At 68.0% G+C, this 21,870-nt stretch carries 21 protein-coding genes; 10 read left to right on the plus strand and 11 right to left on the minus strand.

The features are described 5' to 3' along the window. The first annotated feature begins 232 nt into the window (after positions 1–232). The 4 genes from DDE10_RS10100 to DDE10_RS10115 are packed head-to-tail and all read left to right on the plus strand — an operon-like array spanning position 233 to position 3,673. The gene (locus DDE10_RS10100) at positions 233–832 is read left to right on the plus strand and encodes a histidine phosphatase family protein (protein ID WP_114952622.1); all 600 of its coding nucleotides are present in this window, start codon (positions 233–235) and stop codon (positions 830–832) included. Beyond that, the gene (locus DDE10_RS10105) at positions 829–1,653 is read left to right on the plus strand and encodes a TIGR04290 family methyltransferase (protein ID WP_114952623.1); all 825 of its coding nucleotides are present in this window, start codon (positions 829–831) and stop codon (positions 1,651–1,653) included. Before DDE10_RS10100 ends, DDE10_RS10105 begins: the two co-directional genes overlap by 4 nt. Further along, positions 1,650–2,564 (plus strand): beta-xylosidase, encoded by a 915-nt coding sequence (locus DDE10_RS10110; RefSeq protein WP_114952624.1) that lies wholly within the window; start codon positions 1,650–1,652, stop codon positions 2,562–2,564. Before DDE10_RS10105 ends, DDE10_RS10110 begins: the two co-directional genes overlap by 4 nt. Beyond that, complete coding sequence (locus DDE10_RS10115; protein WP_114952625.1) at positions 2,561–3,673, plus strand: inositol-3-phosphate synthase; 1,113 nt, start codon at positions 2,561–2,563, stop codon at positions 3,671–3,673. Before DDE10_RS10110 ends, DDE10_RS10115 begins: the two co-directional genes overlap by 4 nt. Here the strand turns inward: DDE10_RS10115 and DDE10_RS10120 are convergent. Further along, positions 3,640–4,131 (minus strand): MarR family winged helix-turn-helix transcriptional regulator, encoded by a 492-nt coding sequence (locus DDE10_RS10120; protein WP_114952626.1) that lies wholly within the window; start codon positions 4,129–4,131, stop codon positions 3,640–3,642. The two genes, DDE10_RS10115 and DDE10_RS10120, sit on opposite strands and share 34 nt — an antisense overlap. A 52-nt stretch (positions 4,132–4,183) precedes the next feature. Here DDE10_RS10120 and DDE10_RS10125 point away from each other — a divergent pair, with 52 nt between their 5' ends. Then, positions 4,184–4,879, plus strand: coding sequence for a DUF899 family protein (locus tag DDE10_RS10125; protein ID WP_114952627.1), 696 nt, complete (start codon positions 4,184–4,186; stop codon positions 4,877–4,879). Positions 4,880–4,993: 114 nt separating this feature from the next. Here DDE10_RS10125 and DDE10_RS10130 read toward each other — a convergent pair whose 3' ends face one another. From DDE10_RS10130 to DDE10_RS10155, 6 genes are all read right to left on the minus strand, one after another. Continuing rightward, entirely contained in the window at positions 4,994–7,414 is a 2,421-nt protein-coding gene (locus tag DDE10_RS10130) for a TonB-dependent receptor plug domain-containing protein (RefSeq protein ID WP_114952628.1), read from the minus strand. Positions 7,415–7,561: 147 nt separating this feature from the next. Next, positions 7,562–8,146, minus strand: coding sequence for a biliverdin-producing heme oxygenase (locus DDE10_RS10135; protein WP_162806531.1), 585 nt, complete (start codon positions 8,144–8,146; stop codon positions 7,562–7,564). Next, positions 8,143–10,362, minus strand: a complete 2,220-nt coding sequence (locus DDE10_RS10140; protein ID WP_114952630.1) for a histidine kinase dimerization/phosphoacceptor domain -containing protein — start codon at positions 10,360–10,362, stop codon at positions 8,143–8,145. The genes DDE10_RS10135 and DDE10_RS10140 overlap by 4 nt, the downstream gene beginning before the upstream one ends. Before the next feature lie 221 nt (positions 10,363–10,583). After that, positions 10,584–11,414: a TolB family protein gene (locus DDE10_RS10145; protein WP_114952631.1), complete on the minus strand. Its 831-nt coding sequence runs from the start codon at positions 11,412–11,414 to the stop codon at positions 10,584–10,586. 172 nt (positions 11,415–11,586) lie between these two features. Continuing rightward, a complete protein-coding gene (locus tag DDE10_RS10150) occupies positions 11,587–12,498 on the minus strand; it encodes a hypothetical protein (RefSeq protein ID WP_114952632.1) in 912 nt (303 codons plus the stop codon). Positions 12,499–12,585: 87 nt separating this feature from the next. Then, positions 12,586–12,870 carry a DUF4242 domain-containing protein gene (locus DDE10_RS10155; RefSeq protein WP_114952633.1) on the minus strand — a complete coding sequence of 95 codons (285 nt, stop codon included), beginning with the start codon at positions 12,868–12,870 and terminating at the stop codon, positions 12,586–12,588. Between the two features lie 110 nt (positions 12,871–12,980). Here DDE10_RS10155 and DDE10_RS10160 point away from each other — a divergent pair, with 110 nt between their 5' ends. Then, positions 12,981–13,946, plus strand: a complete 966-nt coding sequence (locus DDE10_RS10160; RefSeq protein WP_114952634.1) for a LysR substrate-binding domain-containing protein — start codon at positions 12,981–12,983, stop codon at positions 13,944–13,946. A gap of 28 nt (positions 13,947–13,974) precedes the next feature. Here the strand turns inward: DDE10_RS10160 and DDE10_RS10165 are convergent, their stop codons facing one another. Both DDE10_RS10165 and DDE10_RS10170 read right to left on the minus strand, forming a co-directional pair. Next, positions 13,975–15,774, minus strand: a complete 1,800-nt coding sequence (locus tag DDE10_RS10165; protein WP_114952635.1) for an ABC transporter ATP-binding protein — start codon at positions 15,772–15,774, stop codon at positions 13,975–13,977. 396 nt (positions 15,775–16,170) lie between these two features. Beyond that, entirely contained in the window at positions 16,171–16,656 is a 486-nt protein-coding gene (locus DDE10_RS10170) for a cupin domain-containing protein (protein ID WP_284734564.1), read from the minus strand. Positions 16,657–16,880: 224 nt separating this feature from the next. Here DDE10_RS10170 and DDE10_RS10175 point away from each other — a divergent pair, with 224 nt between their 5' ends. Then, the gene (locus tag DDE10_RS10175; protein WP_284734565.1) at positions 16,881–17,633 is read left to right on the plus strand and encodes a L,D-transpeptidase family protein; all 753 of its coding nucleotides are present in this window, start codon (positions 16,881–16,883) and stop codon (positions 17,631–17,633) included. A gap of 57 nt (positions 17,634–17,690) precedes the next feature. On the opposite strand, the gene DDE10_RS10180 is transcribed toward DDE10_RS10175, so the two are convergent. Beyond that, positions 17,691–18,389, minus strand: a complete 699-nt coding sequence (locus tag DDE10_RS10180) for a pirin family protein (RefSeq protein WP_114952636.1) — start codon at positions 18,387–18,389, stop codon at positions 17,691–17,693. Positions 18,390–18,534: 145 nt separating this feature from the next. Beyond that, the gene (locus tag DDE10_RS10185; RefSeq protein WP_114952637.1) at positions 18,535–19,020 is read right to left on the minus strand and encodes a Rid family hydrolase; all 486 of its coding nucleotides are present in this window, start codon (positions 19,018–19,020) and stop codon (positions 18,535–18,537) included. 71 nt (positions 19,021–19,091) lie between these two features. Between DDE10_RS10185 and DDE10_RS10190 the strand changes: the two genes are divergently transcribed. The 3 genes from DDE10_RS10190 (at position 19,092) to DDE10_RS10200 (ending at position 21,791) form a co-directional block, all read left to right on the plus strand. Further along, positions 19,092–19,745 carry a response regulator transcription factor gene (locus DDE10_RS10190; RefSeq protein WP_284734566.1) on the plus strand — a complete coding sequence of 218 codons (654 nt, stop codon included), beginning with the start codon at positions 19,092–19,094 and terminating at the stop codon, positions 19,743–19,745. Between the two features lie 73 nt (positions 19,746–19,818). Next, positions 19,819–20,184 carry a response regulator transcription factor gene (locus tag DDE10_RS10195; RefSeq protein WP_114952638.1) on the plus strand — a complete coding sequence of 122 codons (366 nt, stop codon included), beginning with the start codon at positions 19,819–19,821 and terminating at the stop codon, positions 20,182–20,184. Positions 20,185–20,207: 23 nt separating this feature from the next. Continuing rightward, positions 20,208–21,791 (plus strand): PAS domain-containing sensor histidine kinase, encoded by a 1,584-nt coding sequence (locus DDE10_RS10200; RefSeq protein WP_162806532.1) that lies wholly within the window; start codon positions 20,208–20,210, stop codon positions 21,789–21,791. The last annotated feature ends 79 nt before the right edge of the window (positions 21,792–21,870 follow it).

The following is a 21,870-nucleotide window of genomic DNA, read 5'->3' on the forward strand; positions in this document are numbered from 1 at the left end:
CTTGCGCGCTGACTGTCGCCTTTGTGAATTAACGTATGTTAGTCTCTGAAAAGATGGCCTCTTGCCCGGACGAGCGGCAGCATCTTCATCTACCCCGGACAAACGGGACTTTTCCGGCTTGGTTCCGTGTCCGCAGCATTACGGGGGCGTAACTTGTCGGCTCGGAACCGCAGCTTGTCTCCGGGTGTTGGGTCGGCATGCGAGATCGTTTCACTACCTTTCCGAACCGGGAATGAGCGCGACGATCTTGCTCCTTCGCCATGCGGCGCATGTGGAGCTGGGACAGACGTTGAGCGGACGAAGACGCGATGTTGCCTTGAGTCGTGACGGCCTCGAGCAGGCGGCCATCGTTGCCGACCTCCTGGCGCCGCTGCCGCTGGCCGCCGTCTATTCGTCGCCGCGGGAGCGGGCCTGGTACACCGCGCGCGACATTGCCGAGCCGCACGGCCTCAAGGTCCAGGTCAGCGAGGCGCTGGACGAGGTGGACTTCGGCGACTGGTCCGGCCTGACCTTCGCCGAGCTCGAAAGCGACCCGGCCTGGACGGAGTGGAACGAGTTCCGGAGCCGTGCCCGCCCGCCGGGCGGAGAGACGATGGCGGAAGCGGTCGCCCGGGCCGCCGGCGCGGTCGAGGCGATGGCGCAGGAGCATGACGGCGCGACCGTCGCTGCGGTCAGCCACTGCGACATCATCCGAGCTCTCATCGCTCATTACCTTGGGCTGCCGCTCGACAATCTGCTGCGCTTCGACGTCGATCCGGCGTCGGTTTCGCGGCTCCAGGTGGGAAGCTGGGGCGGCCGCGTCGCCAGCGTCAATGAAAGGCTCCATCAATGAATCTGGCCGAATCCCCGATCCGGTCGAAGAACGGCGCCCGTGACGGCGAAGCGCCTGCGCTGCGCGAGAAGATCGAGGCGCTCGGTCCCTGGTTCCACAACATCGACTTGGGCGGGATCTGGACGGCTCCGGATCACTTCCTCGGCGACTATCCGGGCGACAAGTTCCGTCGCTTCGCGCCGAACTTGCCCTCGGACCTGACCGGCAAGTCCGTGCTCGACATCGGCTGCAATGCCGGTTTCTACTCGATCGAGATGAAGCGGCGAGGCGCCGCGCGCGTGCTCGGCATCGACTCGGACGATCGCTACCTCGCCCAGGCGCGGCTCTCGGCCGAGACGCTCGGTCATGAGGATATCGAGTTCCGGCGGCTGGACGTCTACGACGTCGGGGCCCTCGGCGAGCGCTTCGACGTCGTCATCTTCATGGGCGTCCTCTATCACCTGCGTCATCCGTTGCTCGCGCTGGATCTCATTCGCGAGCATGTCGCCGGGGACCTTCTCGTCTTCCAGTCGATGCAGCGCGGCTCCAAGCAACTGCTCGACGTCGCCGAGGATTACGATTTCAACGAAACCGAGCATTTCCTCGAGAGCGGCTATCCCAAGCTGCATTTCGTCGAGCGCCGCTATGCCGGCGACTGGACGAACTGGTGGGTGCCCAACCGCGCCTGCGCCGAGGCAATGCTTCGCGCCTCCGGCTTTTGCATCGAAACCCGTGCGGAGGATGAGGTCTATATCTGCCGCCGGGCCGATCGTCCTTACGCCGATTGGGGAGACGCCGCCGTCTATCCGGCACGCGCCAAACGGGAAGGTGAACGCGCATGATCGAAGCCGCGATGATCTGGAACGAGCCCAACAACAAGTCGCATTGGGACCCTGAGCTCGATCCCGACTGGTCGATCTATGCGCGCACAGTGATCGAGACGGGCAAGGCGATCGCGGCCGTGAATCCCGAGGTGAAGCGGGTGCTCGGCGGCATTTCGCCCATCGACCCCCATTTCATCCGTCGGCTCGACGGCCAGGGCGCGCTCGACCAGGTCGACGTGATCGCGGTTCATGGCTTTCCCCTCGACTGGAATCTGTGGCCGATCCACGAATGGCCGCAACGCATTGCCGAGATCGAGGCGGTCGCGCCGAACCACGAGATCTGGGCGACCGAGGTCGGCGTCGGCAGCTTCGGCGCGGAGGAGGTGCAGGTGTTCGGCGTCGATCGTACCGCCGAATTGCTGCTCGACCGCGTGCCGCGCGTCTATTGGTACAGCCTGTTCGATCTTCCACGCGCGTGGGAAGCGACGACCCGCCACAGGGAGGCGGAAGGCTCGAGCTATTATCGCCATTTCTACATGGGGCTGATCCGCGAGGACGGCACGCCGAAGCTCGCGCTCGACCATTTCGCCCGGCACGCGCCGCGCATGGGTATCATGCAATGGTTCCACTTCGAGGATCATCGCCTCGAGCTTGCCGTCGACTGGCTGAAGCGGCTCGGCGTCAGGCGGCTGCGCACCGGGCTCAGCTGGTGGGACAGTTACCGCCCCGGCTGGGAAGACTGGTTCGACCGTCAGATGGCGGCGCTGGAGGATTTCGACGTCACCGTCACCTTCTGCTTCACGCCCGACCATGAGGGGATCGCGCCCCACCATACCAGCCCGCCGCGCGACCCCATGGTGTTCGCCGATTTCTGCGCCCGAATGATCGAGCGCTACGCCCCCGCCCGCCGGGAGAAGAAGGTCGCATGAGCCTGCACGATCCTACCAGTCGCAGCATCAACCTTGCCGTCGTCGGCGTCGGCAATTGCGCGAGTTCGCTCGTCCAGGGTATCGCCCATTACCAGAATGGCGGCGCCAACGAACAGATCGGCCTCCTCCACTGGGACCTGGCCGGCTATCGACCGCGGGACATCCGCGTCGTCGCGGCCTGGGACGTCGATCGCCGCAAGGTAGGGCGCGACGTCGCGGACGCCATTTTCGCGCCGCCCAACTGCACCGCGGTCTTCTGCGACCATGTGCCGCCATCGGGATCCACGGTGCGGATGGGACCCGTGCTCGACGGCGTCTCCGAGCATATGGCGTCGGCGCCGACGGACCGCACCTTCCTCGTCGCCGACGCGCCCGAGCCGGACAGGGACGAGGTCGTCCAGGTGCTGCGCGACACCGGCGCCGACGTCATGGTCAATTATCTGCCGGTCGGTTCGCAGCGGGCGACCGAATTCTATGCGGAATGCGCGCTCGAGGCGGGTGTCGCCTTCGTCAACAACATCCCGGTCTTCATCGCCAGCGACGAGACCTGGGCCCGCCGCTTCGCCGAGGCCGGCGTTCCGATCATCGGCGACGACATCAAGGCCCAGCTCGGCGCAACCATCGTCCACCGGGTGCTCACCGACCTGTTCCGCAAGCGCGGCGTCAAGCTCGACCGGACCTACCAGCTGAATACGGGCGGCAATACCGACTTCCTCAACATGCTGAACCGTGCGCGGCTGGAATCGAAGAAGATCTCCAAGACCGAGGCGGTGCAGTCGGTCGCCGAGCGCCGGCTCGAGGATGAGAATATCCATATCGGCCCTTCCGACTATGTCGCGTGGCAGAACGACAACAAGGTCTGCTTCCTCAGGATGGAAGGGCAGCTGTTCGGCGGCGTGCCGATGAACCTCGAGCTGCGGCTTTCGGTCGAGGACAGTCCGAACAGCGCTGGCGTCGCCATCGACCTCATCCGTTGTGCCAAGGTCGCGAAGGATCGGGGACTGGCCGGTCCTGTGCATCCGGCCGCGGCCTATTTCTGCAAGCATCCGCCGCGCCAGATCAGCGACGATCAAGCTTATGAGGCGCTGGAGGCCTTCATCCGGGGCTGACCGTGCGGGTGCAATCGGGTCGAAAGCGTCCGCAGGGCGGCGGGCGCCTCGGTCGGTGCGCCGAGCTCCCGGTCGAGCGCGTCATGGGCAATCCGCCACGCGGCACCGGCACGGGCGAGCACCGCGCAGCCGGCCTCCGTGAGGCGCGGCCGTTTCACCCGACCATCGGCCGGATCTGAATCCACAAGGACAAGGCCGCGCCGCGCCAGCGGCTTGAGCGCCGCCGTGACCGTGGAGCGGTCCATCGCCAGCAGATCCGCCGCCTCGCTCACCGTCGGCGGCTGCGGCCCGCTCAGCGCCGTCAGCAGCGAGAATTGGCCGCTGGTGAGGTCGTGGGGCCGCAACGCTTCGTCGAAGCGGCGCGCCAGCGCCCGGGCGACGCGTTGTGCGTGCAGGCACAGGCAGCGGTCGCGCACCTCGCTGGCGGAGGGCAAGGCGGAGGGAAGGGCTTTTGACATCGCCTGATCATGTTGATATCAACCTATCTTGTCAAATCGACGGGAGGGAATATTGGCCGATCATCCTGGTCTGGTTCCGGCGGCCGAGCTGGCGGCGGGCAAAGGCAGTCGCTTCCCCAACGAGAGCGCCGATTACCGCGAGGCGCGCAAACGGCTGCTTGCCGAGGAGATCGAGCTGCGCCGTCATATCGAGCGGGTCGCGGCCCAGCGCCGCCGACTGCCGCCGGGAGGCGAGGTCCTCCGCGACTATCGCTTCGTCGGTGAAGCGGGCCCGGTGACGCTGGCCGATCTGTTCGGTCGTCACGACAGCCTCATCATCTACAATTACATGTTCGGCCCCCAGCGCGAGAAGCCCTGCCCGATGTGCACCTCGTTCATGGCTGCGCTCGAATCGAAGGTGCGCGACATTACCCAGCGCGTCGGTCTCGCCATGATCGCGCGCTCGCCGATCGATCGGCTGGTCGAGGCGAAGCAGGCTCGCGGCTGGACCGAGCTGCCGGTCTATTCCGACAGCGATGGCGATTTCACCCGCGACTATGTCAGCGCCGCCGACGAGGACGTGCCGGGATACACCGTCTTCACCCGCCGCGACGGCACCATCCGCCATTTCTGGAGCGCCGAGATGGATATGTCCGACCCGGGTCAGGACCCGCGCGGCGCGCCCGATCTCGACCCGCTCTGGACTCTTCTGGACACCGTTCCCGAGGGACGCGGCAGCGACTGGTATCCGAAGCTGAGTTACGACTGACGAGTTCGGCGTCAACGCCGAACGAAGGAGCAGGATTCAACCCTGCGGGATCCTCCGGGTGCTCGACATATGCCGCAACTTTCGACGAGGCGCTTCGCGCCGCGGCCGACTTGATCAGAAGAACTGCTTGCGGAAACTGATCCTCACCGACCGGCCGAGCGGGTCCAGATAGGCGCCGCGATAGGCGAGCGGCGTCTCGCCGAACGCGTCGCGGACCTCGGGGCGGCTGTCGAACAGGTTGTCGACGACGAGGCTGAGCCTCGATCCGCGCAGGAAGGGCACCGCCTCGACCAGCTTGCGCTGCTGGCCGAGATTGGCGAACAGGCGAAGATTGATCGTCGCCGCCGGCGAGAAATCGAGGTCGCCGCCGGCGACGTTGCGCACGCTCGTCCCGCTCTGCCAGTTGGCGGTCAGCCGGGCGCCGATGCCGTTCACGGTCAGGCCGGCCTGGGCCTCGACTTCGTGCCGCGGACGCCCGCCGCGATTGCCTGCGGCCGATCCGTTGAGGAAGTCGAGCGGCGGCAGGCCTTCGCGGATGATCACCCGGTCCTCGAAGCGGACGGTGTGATAGGCGGAGAGCTGAAGCCGGCCGCCGCGTCCGCCGCCCCGGCCGAAACCCCCACGGCCGAAGCCGCGCCCGCCGAATCCGCGGCCTTCGCCGCGCGGCCTTTCGCCCGCATTTCCCTCGGGCGTGCCGCCCTCGGCACCGTCCGTCTCGCTGCGCTGACGGCGGCGTTCGCCGCGCGGGGGCGGCTCGGGGCCGACGCGGCGGGAGTAGTTGACGCCCCAGCGCAGCTCCTCGCGATCGGACCGGAGGAAGTTGACCGGACGCGCGTCGATGCTCAGCAACCGCCCGTCCGCGTCGCGCACGAACCGGTCGGGAAAGGCCGCCTCGATCTCGGGCGTCGCCGTCGGAAAGGAGGCGATCGGGTTGCGGATGCGACTATCCGTATAATTGGCGGTGAGCACGAGATCCTCGTCCTCGATCGGGCGGATTCGCGCGCCGAGGCTGAAGACGCGCCTCTTGTCGGCGAGCAGGGCCGGATTGCCGCCGTCGATCCGGGTGATGTCGACGGTCTCGCCGCGGACGAAATCGAGCACCCGCACGCCGCTTGTCGCGATCACCGGGTCGCCCAGTTGCTGCATGGACGGGGCGCCTTCCTCATGGGTGACGCTGGCGCGCATGTTGATCGCGTCGATCGGAGTCCAGTTGAGGCCGTAACCGAGGGTGGTCAGCGTTCCGAAGTCGGAGAAATGCTCGACCCGGCCGTTCAGATTGGCCGAGAGATTGCCGATCGCCCCGAGAAAGCCCCGGCGCCGGCTGGCGATCGGAATGTCGACGGTCGCCTGGGCATGCATCCGCCCGCGCGACAGGTCGCGATCCTGGTAGGCGCCGCCGCGGATGGTCTCGCTGGCCAGGCCCTGGCGTTCCGCGCCGGCGGTCAGGCTGGTGCGCAGGTCGCCGGCCGGAAGGTCGAGCACGGGTCCCGCGAACAGCAATTCGGCATTGGCCGTCTCGGCCCGGGTCTCTGCCCGATCCCGCGCGGCAAAGGCGTCGAGTCGGCTGTCGGTCAGGGTGACGCTGCGGCTGCGGTCGTAGTTCGACGTCAGCGACCAGCGCCACTCGGAGAGGTCGCCGTTGAGCGTGAGGCCGAGATGGCCGTTCCAGCCGTCGCGCTCGCGGTCCAGCGGCCGGGCCAGGCCGAAGCCGGCATCCGGCGCGAGGCCGAGGCGGCTGTCATTCCCGTCAATCTCGAAACGGCCGTTGACCGTCCCGCTGACGGTCTGCGACAGCGCACGGCTGTAGGTGCCGGTGACGGCGGCCTGTTCCATGGCGGGGAGCAGGGTTCGGAACGGGTCGCCGAGGCCGCGCTCGATTTCCCTCAGGTCGTCGCTGCGGCGATATTCGGCGCCGACGCTCCAGCGGCCGTCGCGATTGATCCGAAGCAAGTTGGCCTCCGCGCCGAAGCTCGGCCGTCCGCCCTCGGTGGCGAAACCATATTGCGCTTCGGTCGTGATCGCCCGGAAGCGCCGCCGGAGCACGAAATTCACCACCCTCTGGTCGGCGCGATAGCCATATTGCAGCGCGGCTTCCTCGGGCAGGATGTCGACCCTGAGCAGTGCTTCGGGCGGGATGTCGCGAATCTCGGAGAAACTGGAGATGCGCCGGCCGTCCAGGAGGATGACCGGCCGTCCGCCGTCGCGCCCGCGGCCGCTCGCCGTCTGCGGCGCCAGCGCCTCGAGCAGCTCGTTGAGGCTGCCGGCGCCATAGGCGCGTATCTCGCGTGGATCGAGCTGCAGCTCGGGCTGGATGTCACCGGGTACGGCGCCTCGCTGCGGGCGCCTGACGCCGGTCACGACGATCGCCTCGCCTTCGAGTTCTTCCTCTTCCTCGATCATCGCTTCCTCGGCGGCCTCCTCCGGCCCGGCCTCCGGTGGGATCGGCGCAGGCGCCTCCTGGGCGAGAGCGGGTGTGAAAGCCGTTCCACAAAGGAGGGCGAGCAACAGGGATTTCGGCAATCCGATACGCGACATGGTCTTCCTGCAGTTTCGTGTTCCGGGCGCGGCCCTAGCCAAGCCGCCCTAAACCCGGGATGTATCGGAATTGTCCCGGCGGGAGGGCGAATGTGCGTCAAAGTGTCTGCTTGGCGGGAACGCGATCGGGGGCGTCGCTCCAGGAGGTCAGGCCGCCTTCGCTTGCGCCGCTTCGACCGCCAGCCAGGTCCGCATCCGTTCGAATGTCGCGAGTGCGGATGCGATGACGCGCTCGTCGATCTCCGGCGACGCGAACAGGTCGAGCTTCTCGGTGAAGACGCGCCACCTGGCGGCGCTGTCCCGGCCATAGCCGGCAAAATAGGCGCAGCCCCGATCCGCGGTGAAGCCGAGATGGCGTCGGACGGCTTTGGCGATGACGGCACCGCCCAGGGTCGAGCCTTCGACGACATAGGCTGCGCCCCAGGCGTCGGCGGCATGGCTCAACCGCATCAGCGGCGAACATCGCGCGAGCCCCGCAATCGCGCTCTCGTCCATCCCCAGCGTTCGCAGGTCAGCCTCGAGAAGAGCGGTCTTCCAGCGGCCGGCGAAGATCGGTTCGGCCGCGAGGAACCGGCGCGCTTGCGCCTCCCATTCGGCGTGAAAGCCATGGAACCGCTCGAGCAGGCGACGATAGGAGACCGCCGAGCCGATCCGGCGCGGCAGATCGAGTTCGCGCTCGATACGGGCGTGCGCCGACGCCGTCTCGCGCTTGAGCCGGAGCGCGAGGCTCACGAGGCCAGCGACCCGACCGGCGATGCGGTGCCGCCCTCGGCTGCCGCCGGCGCCAACCGGGGAATCGGCACGACGAGGCTGAATTCGGTGCCCGGATCCGCCGCCCGGGTCTCGATCTCTCCGTCGAGTTGGCCGACCAGCGAACGGATGAGGCGGCTGCCGAGCCCGCTCGTCGGCTTTTCGCCGCTCAGGCCGCGTCCGTGATCGCGGACGACGACGGTCATCGACTTGGGGCCATCCTTGACCGTGACGTCGATCGGCCCAGGTTCGCCGTCATAGGCATATTTCACCGCGTTGGTGAGAAGCTCCGTCACCACCAAGGCCAGCGTAACGGCCTTGTCCGTAGGGACCAGCACGGCGCTGCCATGCACCTTGACCAGCCCCGTCCAGCCGCGGCCCCAGGTGTCGAGCAGGCCGTCGCGAAGTTCCTCTATGTAGGATCGGAAGTCGACGCTGCGGACATGATCCGAACGCCACAGTCGCTGGTGGACGACGGCAATGGCCCGAATCCGGCGCGAGGCCTCGTCGAAATGGCGTTTCACCTCGGGGTCGCCCGCATCGCGCGCCTGAAGGTGCAGCATGGCGTTGACCAGCTGGAGGCTGTTCTGAACACGATGGTTCAGCTCCTTCATCAGCAGGTCCTTCTGGGAGATCAGCGCCTCCTTGTCCGCCAGGGTGCGGCGAAGCTGCTGGTTGAGCCTTCGTTCCTGCTGCTGATGGCGGATGTCGAGCAGGGCCCGGGAGGCGCGCGCAGCCCCGTCCAGCTCGCTCTCGGTCCACGGCCGGGCTCGTCCGCGGACCGTCTCCTTCCAGACCTCGAACGAGCGGCGCGGCGTCAGGCGGCCGACCCCGTCGACCGACTCCACCGGCTTGTGCGGTGAGCCTGCCCATTCGACGACCGTGACCTGCTCGGCGCGAAACCACAGGAGCGTGATCGGCTCGTCGCCGGGTATCGACACGGCCAGAAGGCCGCTCGCCTGGTCGCGATACTCGACCGCAGGGGCGAACAGTTCCGACAGCGAGTCGGTGGCGAGCGGTTCCAGTCCCGCAGTCGCCCGGACCCAATCCGCCAGCGCAATCAGCTGGGCCTCGTCGGGCGCATGGCCGATCGCGGCGGCCGTCCCCGCATGGACGATGGCGGCGCCGTCCGCCGCCAGCATCGCCTGAAGCTGCGGTAATTGCTCGATCAGGCCTCGCTCGACGGAGAGAGCGCGACCGACCGTCTCGACCAGGTCCTCGCGCGCGGCCCGGGCGCGCAGCATCTGGCCGTGCCGCTCGCCGTCTACGAGCGCCTTGACGCGCTGGCCGAGCATCTGCCCGAGATGCTGGCAGACTTCGCGCTCGGCATAAGAGAGCGTCCTCGCCGTTTCATGGTGACAGGCGATCAGCCCCCACAATTGTCCGTCGACGATGATCGAGACCGACATCGAGGCGGCGACGCCCATATTCTTGAGATACTGGATATGGACCGGAGAGACGCTGCGCAGCACGGCATCGCTGAGATCGAGCGGTCGTCCGTTCCCCGGAATGACCGGCGGAATGAGCGGAGCCGGGAGATAGCCGACGTCCGGGATGAGCCGGATCGGGTTCCGCAGATAGAGCGCACGGGCCTGCCGCGGAATGTCGGAGGCGGGATAATGATGGTTGAGGAAGGTCGGCAGATCCTGCAGCTTGTCCTCGGCGATGACGGCCCCGCTCTCGTCCTCGAGAAAGCGGTAGATCATGACTCGGTCGAAGCCGCTGATTCGCCGCATCTCGCGCGCCGCAGCCTCGGCGAGGCTGGTGAGGTCGGCCGTTTCGCTCAGCCGCGCCGCCGCGCTGCGCACCATCGCGAGCGTCTCGGCGGCGTCCGTCAGCCGATCGACTTCGGGCTCCAGCTCCAGGATCAGCAGGTCGCCGCTGCAATGGGCGCTGAGCTCGAGACGCGCCGTCGCGCCGCGCCCCTCGACGAGACCCAGGAAGAGCGGTGGCCCGCGCCGGCCGGCGGCTCGGCGTTCCACCAGGGCTGCCCCGGCTTCGCCGATCAGTTCCTCGAGGGCTCGGCCCGGCGCCTGCTCGACAGGGACGCCGAGCATCGCCTCGACGGGACCTGCGGCCTGGACCACCCGCCTTTCGTCGTCGACCGCGATCAGGATTCCGTGAGGCTGGATCGAGCCCGGGATGTGGATGGGCTCACGCTCGCACGCCGTGAGATCGAGCTCGGAGAAATCTGCCATGCAGAACAAGCCTATAGACGAAGGCTTTGCGAGGTCCACCCCAGCCAGTCATGGTCTCTTCGGCGAAGCCCGTGTCAGTCGACCGGGCCCGGTCGTCTTTCCCTCGACCGGCCGACTCGCCTGGGCTGGGGGCCACGGGCCGAGGCGTCGGCGCCTGCTGGACGTCGGGTCGGGAAGTGGGCCCGACCCGAACCGCCGGCCGCGTCGACCTGGGCCTGGCCTCAATCCTGGGGCATTTCGGCTTCGTAGATATCGGCCAGCCCGGCCGCCTGGCCTGAGCGCCGCATTGTGCTGGCAAAGCGGAGATGTCTCCCGTCGGCGCTGAAGCTCGGGGTGAAGTTGAAGTCGCCGAGATTGATCGAGGCCGGCAGCGGCTGCGGCTCCGACCAGCTGCCGCCGCGGCGCCTGGAGACATGGAGAAGGCCCTTGCCGCCGGCGATCCGCCAGAACATGGCCGTCTGCCCGTCGGGCGAAAGCGTGAAGTCGCTCTCGCTTTCGCGGCTGTTGAACGGCGACTCCAGCGGTCGCGCCGGCCCGAAGGCCGTGTCGGCGACATCGGCCTGGTAGATGTCGAGGCCGCCGCGGCCCCCCGGCCGGGTCGAAGCGAAATAGAGCCGCCCGTCGTGCAGCTCCGGTCCGAGTTCCTCGGAGTCGCTGTTCACGCCGGCGCCCAGATGCTCCGGCTCGGACCAGCCTTCGCCGTTTCGCCGCGCGCGCCAGATGTCGAGATCATGACGATCCGGCGCCCGTCCCGCCGCGGGACGGTTGGAGATGAAATAGAGTGTCTGACCGTCAGCTGTGAGCCAGGGGTCGGAATCGGACCAGCGCGGGTCGCTGAAGCCGATCGGCTCGGGTGGCGACCAGCCGTCGGCGGTGCGATGCGACACCAGGATCCGGGCGTTGCGGAATTCCGCTTCGGACCGGGCGACGACGAGGATCGATTCGGCCGCATCAGCGACGGCATTATAGTCGTTGAGCGGTGACGACAGCGGCGCGACCATCGTCGGGGAGGCAAGGCCGGCGGCAAGGGCGAGGAGGAGCGGGTTGGGCAAGGGGTGGGTCTCCGGTCGAACTCGACCGGCGTCTTGCAGGATCGGCAGGTCTCGCCAGTGCCCGCGCGACCAAGGCGCCGGAGCGTTCGACGAAGCAACGCCGCGCTCTCGATCGCACGAACGCCCCTGCGCGCCCTCGTCCTTGCGGATCCGCGCAGGGGCGGTCGCCGCCTCAGCAGAAGGCCGGCGCGACCTGCTCGATCAGGGCGCGGCCGTCCGGACTGACGGCTCCGATCGCCTCGAGGAAGCCCGGGTTGCACAGCGCCGATCCCAGGAAGGTCCAGCGCATCGCCTGGTGCTGGATCTGGCTGAAGGCGTCGCGCTCGCCGCCGGGAAGCGTCCGGCCGATCGCCTTTTCGAGGCTGGCCAGGTCGAGCGCCGTCTGCTGCTTCAGAAGCGTGTCGACATAGCCGCCGATCGCCAGGAACCCCTGGAGGGCGGCGTCGACCTGCTCCGGCCCCGCCCGGGTCGCCAGTTCCCGAAAGACGAGCGCGTCCAGCTTGGCATGCTGCGATTCCTCGAGCCAATGATGGCGGAGCAGGCTCTTGAACTGGGGGTCGAGCGACGGATCGCCGCGAACGCTCTCCGCATAATGGACCTGGGTGGCCCACTCGATGGCGAGAACGAAGATGGCAAGGGCAAGCTCGCCGTGGCTGCGTATCTCCGCGCCGATCGCCTCGGCGGGTCCGACGAAGCCGCATTCCACCTCGAAACTCTCGGTGAAGTCGCGGCGGAAACGGGTGAACAGCTCGATATGCTTGGCCTCCTCGGCCGCGAACTGGCTCATGGCCGGCGTGCGCCACTCGTCCTGGTCCGGGCGCGAGGGCGTATGTGCATCAATGAAGGGGAGGATGCAGCGTTCGACCAGCTCGAACATGGCGAGATAGCCGTGGCCGCGTATCTGGTTGAGCAACCGCTTCTCGCCGTCGTCGAGAAAGTCCATCCCATCGACCCGAGCGAAGCTTTCGGGGAGGAAGGGGCGAGAGAAATCCATCTTCTTGTCGCCGCCGATAATGTCCTCGAGGCGCCAGTTCACGCGCCGGGAGGTGGCGAGCAGACGTTCATAGCTATGCATCTGGGTCATAGTCTGGCTCCATGCACGACCCGAGCGCGCCGCCCGGCGCTCGTCCGCCGGCCGGCTTCCCCTGGATCGCTTCCTTGTTTCGGGCCGTCAGTTGTTGGCCGTGAGGGGATCGATGATCTGCGGGATCTCGGTGATCGCGCTCACCGGGATTCCGCTCAATTCGGCGTGGGCACGGATCGTGTCCTCGCCATCCGCGAGATAGATGCAGAACATCCGGTCCCCAGCGACATAGCTGTGCTGCCACTGGATCCGGGAGCCGAGCGTCTCGATCGCCTGGTTCGAAGCGCGGGCTGCCCCGCAGAGCTCGACGATCGACATGCCGCCGATGCCGGGGATCTCGCGCTCGACCAGGTAGCGTTTGAGTTGGCCCATGGCGCCAGCTCCTGCATCACCCTGGAATGCGCTCAGTGTCTCTCCGATCGCCCGGCAACACAATCCAAAAGCTGTCGCGGTGACTAAAGCTTTCCTTTATTGAAGCGATCATGGTCGCTCCTTCGCACCTCAAGGCTCTGCAGGCGCTCGAGCTCGCCGCCCGCAAGGGCTCGCTCAGGGAGGCGGCCGAGGCGCTGGCAATCACCCCGGCGGCCGTCGGGCAGCGGATCCGGGCGCTCGAGGACTATCTCGGGGTCACGCTGCTGGAGCGCGGCCGCTCCGGGATCAGGCCGACCGCTTCCCTGGCGGCGGCGCTGCCGCACCTCCATCACGCCTTTTCGGGTCTCGAGGCGGCGGCGCGCGAGCTCGACCTCCAGCGGGGCCACGAGATCCATATCGCAGCGACCTCGGATCTCGCCGAGCTCTGGCTCGCCCCGAGGCTGGCGCGCTTCCGCGAAGCCAATCCCGCCACGCTCTTCTGCATCAATGGCGAGGGCGATGTGCCGATGCGGCTCGGCCGCGTCGATTGCGAGATCAGCTACGGCGCGGTCCGCGAGGACGGTCTGGCCGATACTCTGTTCCACGATTACGTGCTTCCGGTCTGCTCGCCCTCGAATCTCGCCCGCACCGCCGCGCTTCCCGCCGCCGGCCGGCTCGAAGGCTTTCCGCTGCTCCACCTCGATTTCTACAGGAACGATCCGGCAGGCCTCTCCTGGTCCCGCTGGATCGCCGCCGCCGGCGCGGCCCGCAGCGCGCCGGAGCGGGGGATGCGCTTTCAGAGGATCACCGCCGCGCTCGGCGCCGTGCGTGCCGATGCCGGCATCGCCCTGTGCGGGTTGGCGCTGATCGCGGACGATGTCGAGGAGGGCAGGATGAAGCTTCCTTATCCCGTCGCCAGCGGCCTTTGGGGCGAGCACGCCTTCGTGGCGCGTTACCGCGCCGACGCCGCTGCCCGGCCCCATGTCGCCCGCTTCCGCGCCTGGCTCAGCGAGGAAAGCGCGGAGACCGCCCGATGGCTCGGCGAAACGGCAGGGGGGACGGCCGCCGGCCGCTCGCGCGAGCCGCGGATCGGATGACCGATCCGGGCGCGCTCCCGCCCGCCGCCTAACCCGTTGTCACCTCTTTCCGGTGACGCCGGTCCGACTGGTGATCGAACAGGCGCCGGTATCGGCCGCCTTCGATCGCGAGGAGCCGCTCATGGTCGGCGTCCTCCACGATCCGGCCCTGATCGAAGACGAGGATCCGATCGAGCGACCGCACCGTCGACAGCCGGTGCGCGATGATGATCGCGGTGCGCCCGACCATCAGGCGCTCCATCGCCTGCTGGATCATGGCTTCGGACTCCGAATCCAGGCTCGACGTCGCTTCATCCAGGATCAGGATCGGCGCGTCCGCAAGGAAGGCGCGGGCGATCGCCACGCGCTGCCGTTCGCCGCCCGACAGCTTGACGCCGCGTTCTCCGACCAAGGTGCGGTATCCGCGAGGCAAAGCGGCGATGAAGTCGTGGGCGTTGGCAAGCCGCGCCGCCGTCTCGATCTGCTCCTGGCTCGCGTCCGGCCGTCCATAGCCGATATTCTCGGCGAGGCTGCGGTGGAAGAGAACCGGCTCCTGCGGGACGATCGCGATCTGACGGCGCAACGAGGCTTGCGAGGCGAGCGCGATATCGTGGCCGTCGACCAGGACGCGTCCTTCCGTCGGATCGTGGAGTCGCTGGATCAGTTTGACGAAGGTCGTCTTGCCCGAGCCCGACGGCCCGACGAGCCCGATTCGCTGGCCGGCCGGTATGACGACGTCGAGGGCGGAATAAAGCGGGGTCGCATGGCCGCCATAGCGGAAGGTCACATGCTCGAAGCGCACCTCGCCGGAGTCGATCCGGATCGGCCGCGCTGCCTCATGGTCCGCGACGCCGAGGGGCTCGTCGTGCAGCTTCACCAGCTCCTCCATCTCGTTCACCGAACGCTGGAGCTGGTGGATGTGCTGGCCGACATCGCGCAGATAGCCGTGCAGGACCAGATAGGCGGTCAGCACGTAGACGATGTCGCCGGCGCTGGCCTGGCCCCTTGCCCACAACCAGAGCGCTGTCCCGGTCACGGCCGCGCGTATCGCCCACAGCAAGAGGAGCTGGCCGCTCCCGCTCCAGGTGAAGAACATCCAGGTGCGGCGCGTGCGGCGCGCCCACTTGCCCATCATCTCGGCGAGCCGCGCGTCCTCGCGATCCTCCGCCCCGAAGGCCTTGACGACGGCGTTGGTGCCGATCGCATCGGCGAGAAGGCCGCCTATCCTCGTATCCCACGCATTCGACAGCCGGGCGGCCGGGGCGAGCACGCCTATCGCCAGCCCCAGATTGAGCGCCACATAGAGGATCGCGCCCAACGCCATGACCATTCCGAGCGCCGGCCACTTCGCCGCCAGCAGACCGACGGTGCCGGCCAGCACCACCAGCGAGGGCAGCAGCGCCAGCAGCAGCACGTCGTTCAGCTCGTCGAACGCCCACATTCCGCGCGTGATCTTGCGCACGACCGACCCGGAAAAGCTGTTGGCATGCCAGTCGCTCGACAGCCGCTGGACCCGGTGGAAGGCCTCCGCGGCGGCTTCGCGCATGTTGGTCAGCGTCAACGGGATGACGGCCCACCAGGCGATGTGGCGCAGCACCACCATGGCAAGTCCGAGCGCGACCATGGTCGCGAACGCGGCGAGAGCGGCCGATCGTCCGTCGGCGCCGAGCGCCAGGGCGTCGATCAGCCGTCCGGCATAGACCGGGACGAAGATCTCAGTGACCGTCGCCAGGCCCATGCAGACGGCGATTCCCAGAGCGAGCCTCGGCTGGCGGGCCCAATGGCGGAAGGAAAAACGGAGGACGAGGCCCAGGACTGAAGCGGGGCGCCGCGCATTGGATCTGTTCATCGAAGCACCACGCACGCCGACGCGTGCGTCCCTGTGACAGGTTGATCGGGAGGGAAGGGGCGGCTTTGAGGGCCGCGGGCGGATCAGCCCTCGGCGGCTCCGGGCCGGATCGAGGGCATGGCGACGGTGGATGCGTTCATCTTTGCCCTCCTTCTTCCTGGTGCGAACGCGACTTCGCTAGCCAATTTCGAGGCTGCGCTCAATGGCGCGCCGTCCGGCAGCACGCGCTCCAGCGCTTCGCGCGTCGCATGGCCCCGGCTGATGATTGCAGCGCAGGAGACGCCGGCCTCCCGCGCGTGTCGCGCCTGGTTCACGGCGCGAAGACCCAGTCGGCGGTGCCGGCAAGCGTCCCATCGAAGTCGAAGACGCCGAGACGGCACCGGACCGGCAGGAAGTTCACACACCCTCCCGGTCGTAATAGTCGACGGTCGTCTCGGCCCTGAACATCTTGCGCAGGCCCGGCTGTCCCGGCTTGCCGGTCACCACGAGCACCTTCCCGGAATCCGGATATTCGCACGCCTCGACCTCGACGAGGGTCGAGATCGCCAGATAGCGCATCGTCGTCGTGCCGGTATTGACGATCTGGTGCGCGACCTCGGGGCCGCCGGGCGGGCAGGCGATGACGTCATGGCGGCGGATCGGGTAACGCCGCTCGCCGAAGCGCAGCTCGCCTTCGCCCTCCAGGATGAAGAACATCTCCTCCTCGCCATGATGGCAGTGGAATGGGCACTGTACCTTCCCGGGCGGCAGCGTCGTGAGATTGTAGCCGAGGTTGCGCGCCCCGATCCTCTCGCTGAACAGCGCCCGGCTGGACGTGTAGAGGCCGTTCTCCTCGACATCGTCATACTCGACCTCGTCGAGGTTGATGATCGGCTTGATCAACGCCTCCTCCCTCTCTGCCTGTCGGGCCCGGTAGCCTATCGGCCGAACACATGGAGAACAAGGCTGCCTCCGATAAGAGAGGTCTCGCGTCTGCCGGCGCTAACCCTTTCCGGCCGATCGTCCCTTGCCGGGACGGTCGATTCCCGGGCCTTGTCTTCCGGTCGGTTCGAGGCGTTTAGAATGCTGGCCGGCCTCGTTTCGCCGGCGGTCGCGTAGAGGTGGATATGTCGAGGACGAGCGCAGCCAGACTGACGGCAGGCTTCATCCGCGTGCTGCTTGCCGGCGGCAGTCTCGGCCTGCTTCTTCACACGGCAACCCTCGTCTCGGCCCAGGGAAGTCCGGCCGCGACCGCTCCGGCCGCCACCGCACTCGCCATGCGACCTGCCGCGCCGGCCGCTGCCCCGGCGCTGGCTCCCGCGCCGGTCGTTGCCGCGCCGGCCGTTGCCGCCGCTGCCGTCGTCCCGGCTGTTTCCGCAACCGGCGACGGCTCGCTTCTCGGCGGCCGTGCGCCCACGGCCGCGGCCATCCTCGAAGCCGTCCAGCTCCGCCGCGAGCTGGACGTTCCGCACTGGCTGCGCCCGGGCGAATATGTGTGGACGGATCAGCCGATCCCGCAGGAAGGCCCGACCGTCATCGTGGCCAATATCCGCGGACGCGTCATCTCGGTCTATCGCGGCGGGGTGGAGATCGGCCGGTCCAGCCTGCTCTACGGGGCGAACGAGAAGCCGACGCCTCTCGGCGAGTTTCCGATCCTCGAGAAGGATGCCGACCACGTCTCGAATCTGTACGACGCGCCGATGCCGCACATGATGCGGCTGACCTGGGACGGCGTAGCCCTGCACGGCTCGCCGGAGCTTCGCGACGATCTCGCCACCCGCGGCTGTATCGGCCTGCCCAGGGAATTCGCGGCGCTGCTCTTCGGCGTGGCGCGCGTCGGCGACCGCGTCATCGTCTGGGACGGCGAGACGCGCGCCTGAGCGCCGGCGCACCGGCGCGTCGGGAGGGACGGGGGCGCCCCTCCCGGCGGCCTGGCTTCAGGCGGCGTCGACCAGGACGATCTCGCTTTCCTCGATGGCCGTCACCCGCAGCGTCTCGAGGTCCTTGATCGCGGCGCCGTCGCGGGCATTGATCCGCACGCCGTCGATCTCGACCGCCCCGGTCGCGGGCACCAGATAGGCCCGCCTGTCCTTGCCGATCGGATAGTCGACCGTCTCGCCAGCCCGGATCGTCGCGCCGAGCACGCGGGCGTCGGTCCGGATCCGCAGCGCATCGCCATCCTCCTCGAAGCCAGAGGCGAGCGCGACGAACCGCCCCGATCGCTCGCCCTTCGGGAAGGGACGGGCGCCCCAGCTCGGCTGCCCGCCTCTTTCGGTGGGAAGGATCCAGATCTGGAAGATCTGGGTGACCTCATCCTCGAGATTATACTCGGCATGGGCGATGCCGCTTCCGGCCGACATCACCTGGACGTCGCCGGCTTCGGTGCGGCCCTTATTGCCCTGATTGTCCTGGTGGCTGATCGCGCCCGAGCGGACATAGGTGATGATCTCCATGTCGGAATGCGGGTGGGGCGGAAATCCCGAGCGCGGCTCGATCGTATCGTCGTTCCAGACGCGGAGGCTGCCCCAGCCCATCCGCTCGGGGTCGTGGTAATTGGCGAAGGAGAAGTGATGCTTGGCATCCAGCCAACCGTGATTGGCGCCGCCGAGGGTTTGAAAGGGCCGAAGCTCGATCATGATTTCGTCTCCTGACTTCATGCTTGGAGCCGAGATGGCGCCTGGGCGGCATTGTCGCAAGGCGAACCATCTCGAACGCCGTGTTGCGGAAACGGGAACGCCGAGTATTCTCCGGCGGCCGCCCGGCAACCTAGAATCGATTATTTTATTCCCGCGCCGCTTCGGCCTTCACCCACGCCTCGGCCTCGATCTCGACCTTCCATTCAGGCCGGTACAGCGCCGAGACGCCAACCAGGGTCGCGGTCGGGAGCGCGGGCTTCATCGCCCGCGAGAAGGAAGCGCTGACCGCGTCGGCGTCGGTCATGTCGGTCACGAACATCCTCACCCGCACGACGTCCTCGCGGCGTCCACCGAGCGCGACGATATGGCCGACGATCTCATCGAAGCACAGATCGGCCTGCGCGCCCGCCTCGGACGGCACCGACCCGTCCGCTCCGCCCGCTGCGGTGGTGCCCGAGACGAGGATATGATCGCCGACGCGCAGGGCGCGGGTGAAGCCGATCTCCGCCTCGAAAGGCGAGAGAGGCGGGATGCTGCGGCGGTCGGTCATGCGCGCTCCCTCGGTCGACAGGGTCACCCGGAGGGTAAAGCGGGGCCTTTCCGGCGGCAACCCGTCCGCGCGCGTCGGCATTTGCCTCCTTCGCGTTGACCGATCCCGACCGGCAATGGCATCTCGTTGCGAGGGCAGCCGGGGAGCGCAGCTTGGCACAGCAAGGCGTCGAGGAAGAGACGGGGATCGTTCACATCGTCGACGATGACGAAGGCATGCGGCTCGCGCTGACGAGCCTGTTCCGGTCGGTCGGCCTCGACGCCTGCGCGCACGGCTCGGTCCGGGACTTTCTCGCCGCGCAGCAGGAGGATCGGCCGGGATGCCTGGTGCTGGACGTTCGCCTGCCCGGCACCGGCGGACTGGAGTTTCAGGAGCGGCTGGCCGATCACGGCGTCCGCCTGCCCGTCGTGCTGATCACCGGTCATGGCGACATCCCGATGACGGTGCGCGGCATGAAGGCCGGCGCGGTCGATTTCCTGGCCAAGCCGTTTCGCGACCAGGACATGCTCGACGCCGTGGCCGAGGCGATCGCGCGCGACCGCCAGCGCCGGCGCGACGAAGGAGAGCTGGACGGTCTCCGCCGGCGCCACGAGACGCTGTCCCCGCGGGAGCGGCAGGTGATGGATCTGGTCGCCGAGGGCAAGATGAACAAGCAGGTCGCGGGCCTGCTCGGCCTCAGCGAGATCACCGTGAAGGTCCATCGCGGTGCCGCGATGCGCAAGATGGGCGCCCGCTCGCTCGCCGAGCTGGTCCGCATGGCGGAGGCGCTGCGACCGTCCTCCGTCCCCGGTCATACCCAAGTATAGTGTTGATCCTGCGGCTTTTCTGAAAGGTAGATCGCGTTGCCGGCCGGATCTGCTGCGGCCGGAAGGAGAGGGCATGGCCGCCGACACCCTGATCTCGGTCGTCGAGGACGACGAGTCGCTGCGTGCGGCGCTGGTCGGATTGCTGCGTTCCTTCGGCTACGAGGCGCGCGGCTTCGCCAGCGCGGACGACTATCTCTCCGTCCGCGACGGTCGCTGCGGATGCGTCATCGCCGATGTTCACCTGCCGGGAACCAGCGGCATTGCCTTGATCGGCCGGCTACGCGACCTGGGCTATTCCGTCCCGGTGATCGTGATCACCGCATTGCTCGGGCCTGCCGTCGAGCGTGAGGCGCATGACAGGGGCGCCTTCTGCGTGCTCGCCAAGCCGTTCGAGAGCGAGGCGCTGATCGATTGTGTGGAGCGCGCGCTCGCGGCATGATCGCTCCGGCGGCGGAGGACAGGATGCGGGATGCCGAAGCGGACAGGTCGGAAGGCGCCGGCATCCTGGACCTGGTCCATGACGGGGTGATCGTTCGCGACCTTGCCGGCACGATCGTCGAATGGAATGCCGCCGCCGCCCATCAATATGGCTGGACGCGCGCCGAGGCGGTCGGCCGCAAGCAGGCCGAGCTGCTTCCCCACATGAGAGGCGAGTCGTTCGAAGCGCTCGATGCGGGGCTGGAGGCCGCCGGAAGCTGGGAAGGGGAGGTGACGCGCCGGGCCCGCGACGGCCGTGAGCGGGTGGTCGAGCTGCGCTGGTCGCTGCGCGCCTCGGCGGCCGGATCGGCCGGGCGGATCGTCGAGACCGGCCGCGACGTCACCGATCGCCGCGCCACGGAGGCGGCGTTGCGGCTGAACGACTATCGCTTCCGCAATCTCTTCGAGGCGATGGCAGTCTCCTTCTGGGAGATCGACTTCAACCGCGTCGGCGCGCTGCTGCTGCCGTTGCGCGGCGCCGGGGTCGCAGACCTTCGCGCCTATCTGGCCGATCATCCGGAGCTGGTGCGCGAGGCGATGCGCGTCGCTCGAGTCCTGGACGTCAACGCCCGCACGCTGTCGCTGTTCGGGGCCGCCTCGAAGGACGAGATCGTCGGGGACGGCGTCGAGCGCTTCTGGCCGGAAGCGAGCGTGCCCCTGTTCGTCGAAGCGCTCGCCGCGACCTTGGAGAAGCAGCCTCACCTGATCAGCGAGACGAGGCTGCTCGATCTCCAGGGACGGGAAATCGAGGCGCTGTTCACCGTCTCCTGGTCGGCCGAGAGCCGCAAGCAGGGCGTCGTCCTGCTCGGCGTCATCGACATAGGCGACCGGCTTCGGGCGGAGCGTATGCTGCGCAAGGTCCAGGCCGACCTCGCCCATGCCGCGCGCGTCGCCACGTTGGGCGAATTCACCGCCTCGATCGCGCACGAGGTCAACCAGCCGCTCGCCGCGATCTCGGCCAATGCCGGGGCGGGCCTGCGCTGGCTCGAGCGGCCCGAGCCCGATCTCGACGAGGTCGGCGCCGTCCTCGCCCGCATCGCCGCGGACTCCCGCCGCGCCGCCGACATCATCCAGCGCGTCCGTACCATGGCACAGCGGCGCGAGCCGGAGCGCGCCGAGCTTTGTGTCAATGCGCTCGTCGAGGAGACCATCGCCTTCCTGAGGCACGACCTCGATTCCCACCGAGTCGCCGTCGCCTTGTCGCTGGCCGGGGGGCTGCCGCCGGTCCATGCCGATCGGGTCCAGATCCAGCAGGTCCTGGTCAACCTCGCCGTCAATGCCATGCAGGCGATGGCGGGCTACGACGAGACGGCCGCCCGCCTCGACATCGCCACCGAGGCGGGGCCGCAGGCGGTGCGGATCCTGTTCGAGGACAAGGGTCCGGGCTTCGGCGGCGCCGTTCCCGAAAGGCTGTTCGACGGCTTCTTCACCACCAAGGCGAGCGGGATGGGGATGGGCTTGCCGATCTGCCGGTCGATCATCGAGGCGCATGGCGGCCACATCGAAGCGGGAGACCGCCCGGATGGGCCCGGCGCGCGTTTCGTGGTGACCCTTCCTGTCCTCGCCTGACCCTCGACCTATACGAAAGTCTTAGAGGCCCAGCCCCACGTAGAATTGGCCGCCGACGGGGCAAGACGCATGCTCCGAC

Source organism: Sphingosinicella terrae (assembly GCF_003347635.1).
Classification (GTDB): domain Bacteria; phylum Pseudomonadota; class Alphaproteobacteria; order Sphingomonadales; family Sphingomonadaceae; genus Allosphingosinicella; species Allosphingosinicella terrae.

Bases quoted from the DNA above. Each gene is read 5' to 3' on its own strand.
- DDE10_RS10150 (WP_114952632.1), bottom strand. From the start codon at position 12,498: ATGACCCAGATGCATAGCTATGAACGTCTGCTCGCCACCTCCCGGCGC.
- DDE10_RS10155 (WP_114952633.1), bottom strand. From the start codon at position 12,870: ATGGGCCAACTCAAACGCTACCTGGTCGAGCGCGAGATCCCCGGCATC.
- DDE10_RS10120 (WP_114952626.1), bottom strand. From the start codon at position 4,131: ATGTCAAAAGCCCTTCCCTCCGCCTTGCCCTCCGCCAGCGAGGTGCGC.
- DDE10_RS10100 (WP_114952622.1), top strand. From the start codon at position 233: ATGAGCGCGACGATCTTGCTCCTTCGCCATGCGGCGCATGTGGAGCTG.
- DDE10_RS10160 (WP_114952634.1), top strand. From the start codon at position 12,981: ATGGTCGCTCCTTCGCACCTCAAGGCTCTGCAGGCGCTCGAGCTCGCC.
- DDE10_RS10115 (WP_114952625.1), top strand. From the start codon at position 2,561: ATGAGCCTGCACGATCCTACCAGTCGCAGCATCAACCTTGCCGTCGTC.
- DDE10_RS10185 (WP_114952637.1), bottom strand. From the start codon at position 19,020: ATGCCGACGCGCGCGGACGGGTTGCCGCCGGAAAGGCCCCGCTTTACC.
- DDE10_RS10140 (WP_114952630.1), bottom strand. From the start codon at position 10,362: ATGGCAGATTTCTCCGAGCTCGATCTCACGGCGTGCGAGCGTGAGCCC.
- DDE10_RS10175 (WP_284734565.1), top strand. From the start codon at position 16,881: ATGTCGAGGACGAGCGCAGCCAGACTGACGGCAGGCTTCATCCGCGTG.
- DDE10_RS10195 (WP_114952638.1), top strand. From the start codon at position 19,819: ATGGCCGCCGACACCCTGATCTCGGTCGTCGAGGACGACGAGTCGCTG.
- DDE10_RS10200 (WP_162806532.1), top strand. From the start codon at position 20,208: ATGCGGGATGCCGAAGCGGACAGGTCGGAAGGCGCCGGCATCCTGGAC.
- DDE10_RS10130 (WP_114952628.1), bottom strand. From the start codon at position 7,414: ATGTCGCGTATCGGATTGCCGAAATCCCTGTTGCTCGCCCTCCTTTGT.
- DDE10_RS10165 (WP_114952635.1), bottom strand. From the start codon at position 15,774: ATGAACAGATCCAATGCGCGGCGCCCCGCTTCAGTCCTGGGCCTCGTC.
- DDE10_RS10105 (WP_114952623.1), top strand. From the start codon at position 829: ATGAATCTGGCCGAATCCCCGATCCGGTCGAAGAACGGCGCCCGTGAC.
- DDE10_RS10180 (WP_114952636.1), bottom strand. From the start codon at position 18,389: ATGATCGAGCTTCGGCCCTTTCAAACCCTCGGCGGCGCCAATCACGGT.
- DDE10_RS10110 (WP_114952624.1), top strand. From the start codon at position 1,650: ATGATCGAAGCCGCGATGATCTGGAACGAGCCCAACAACAAGTCGCAT.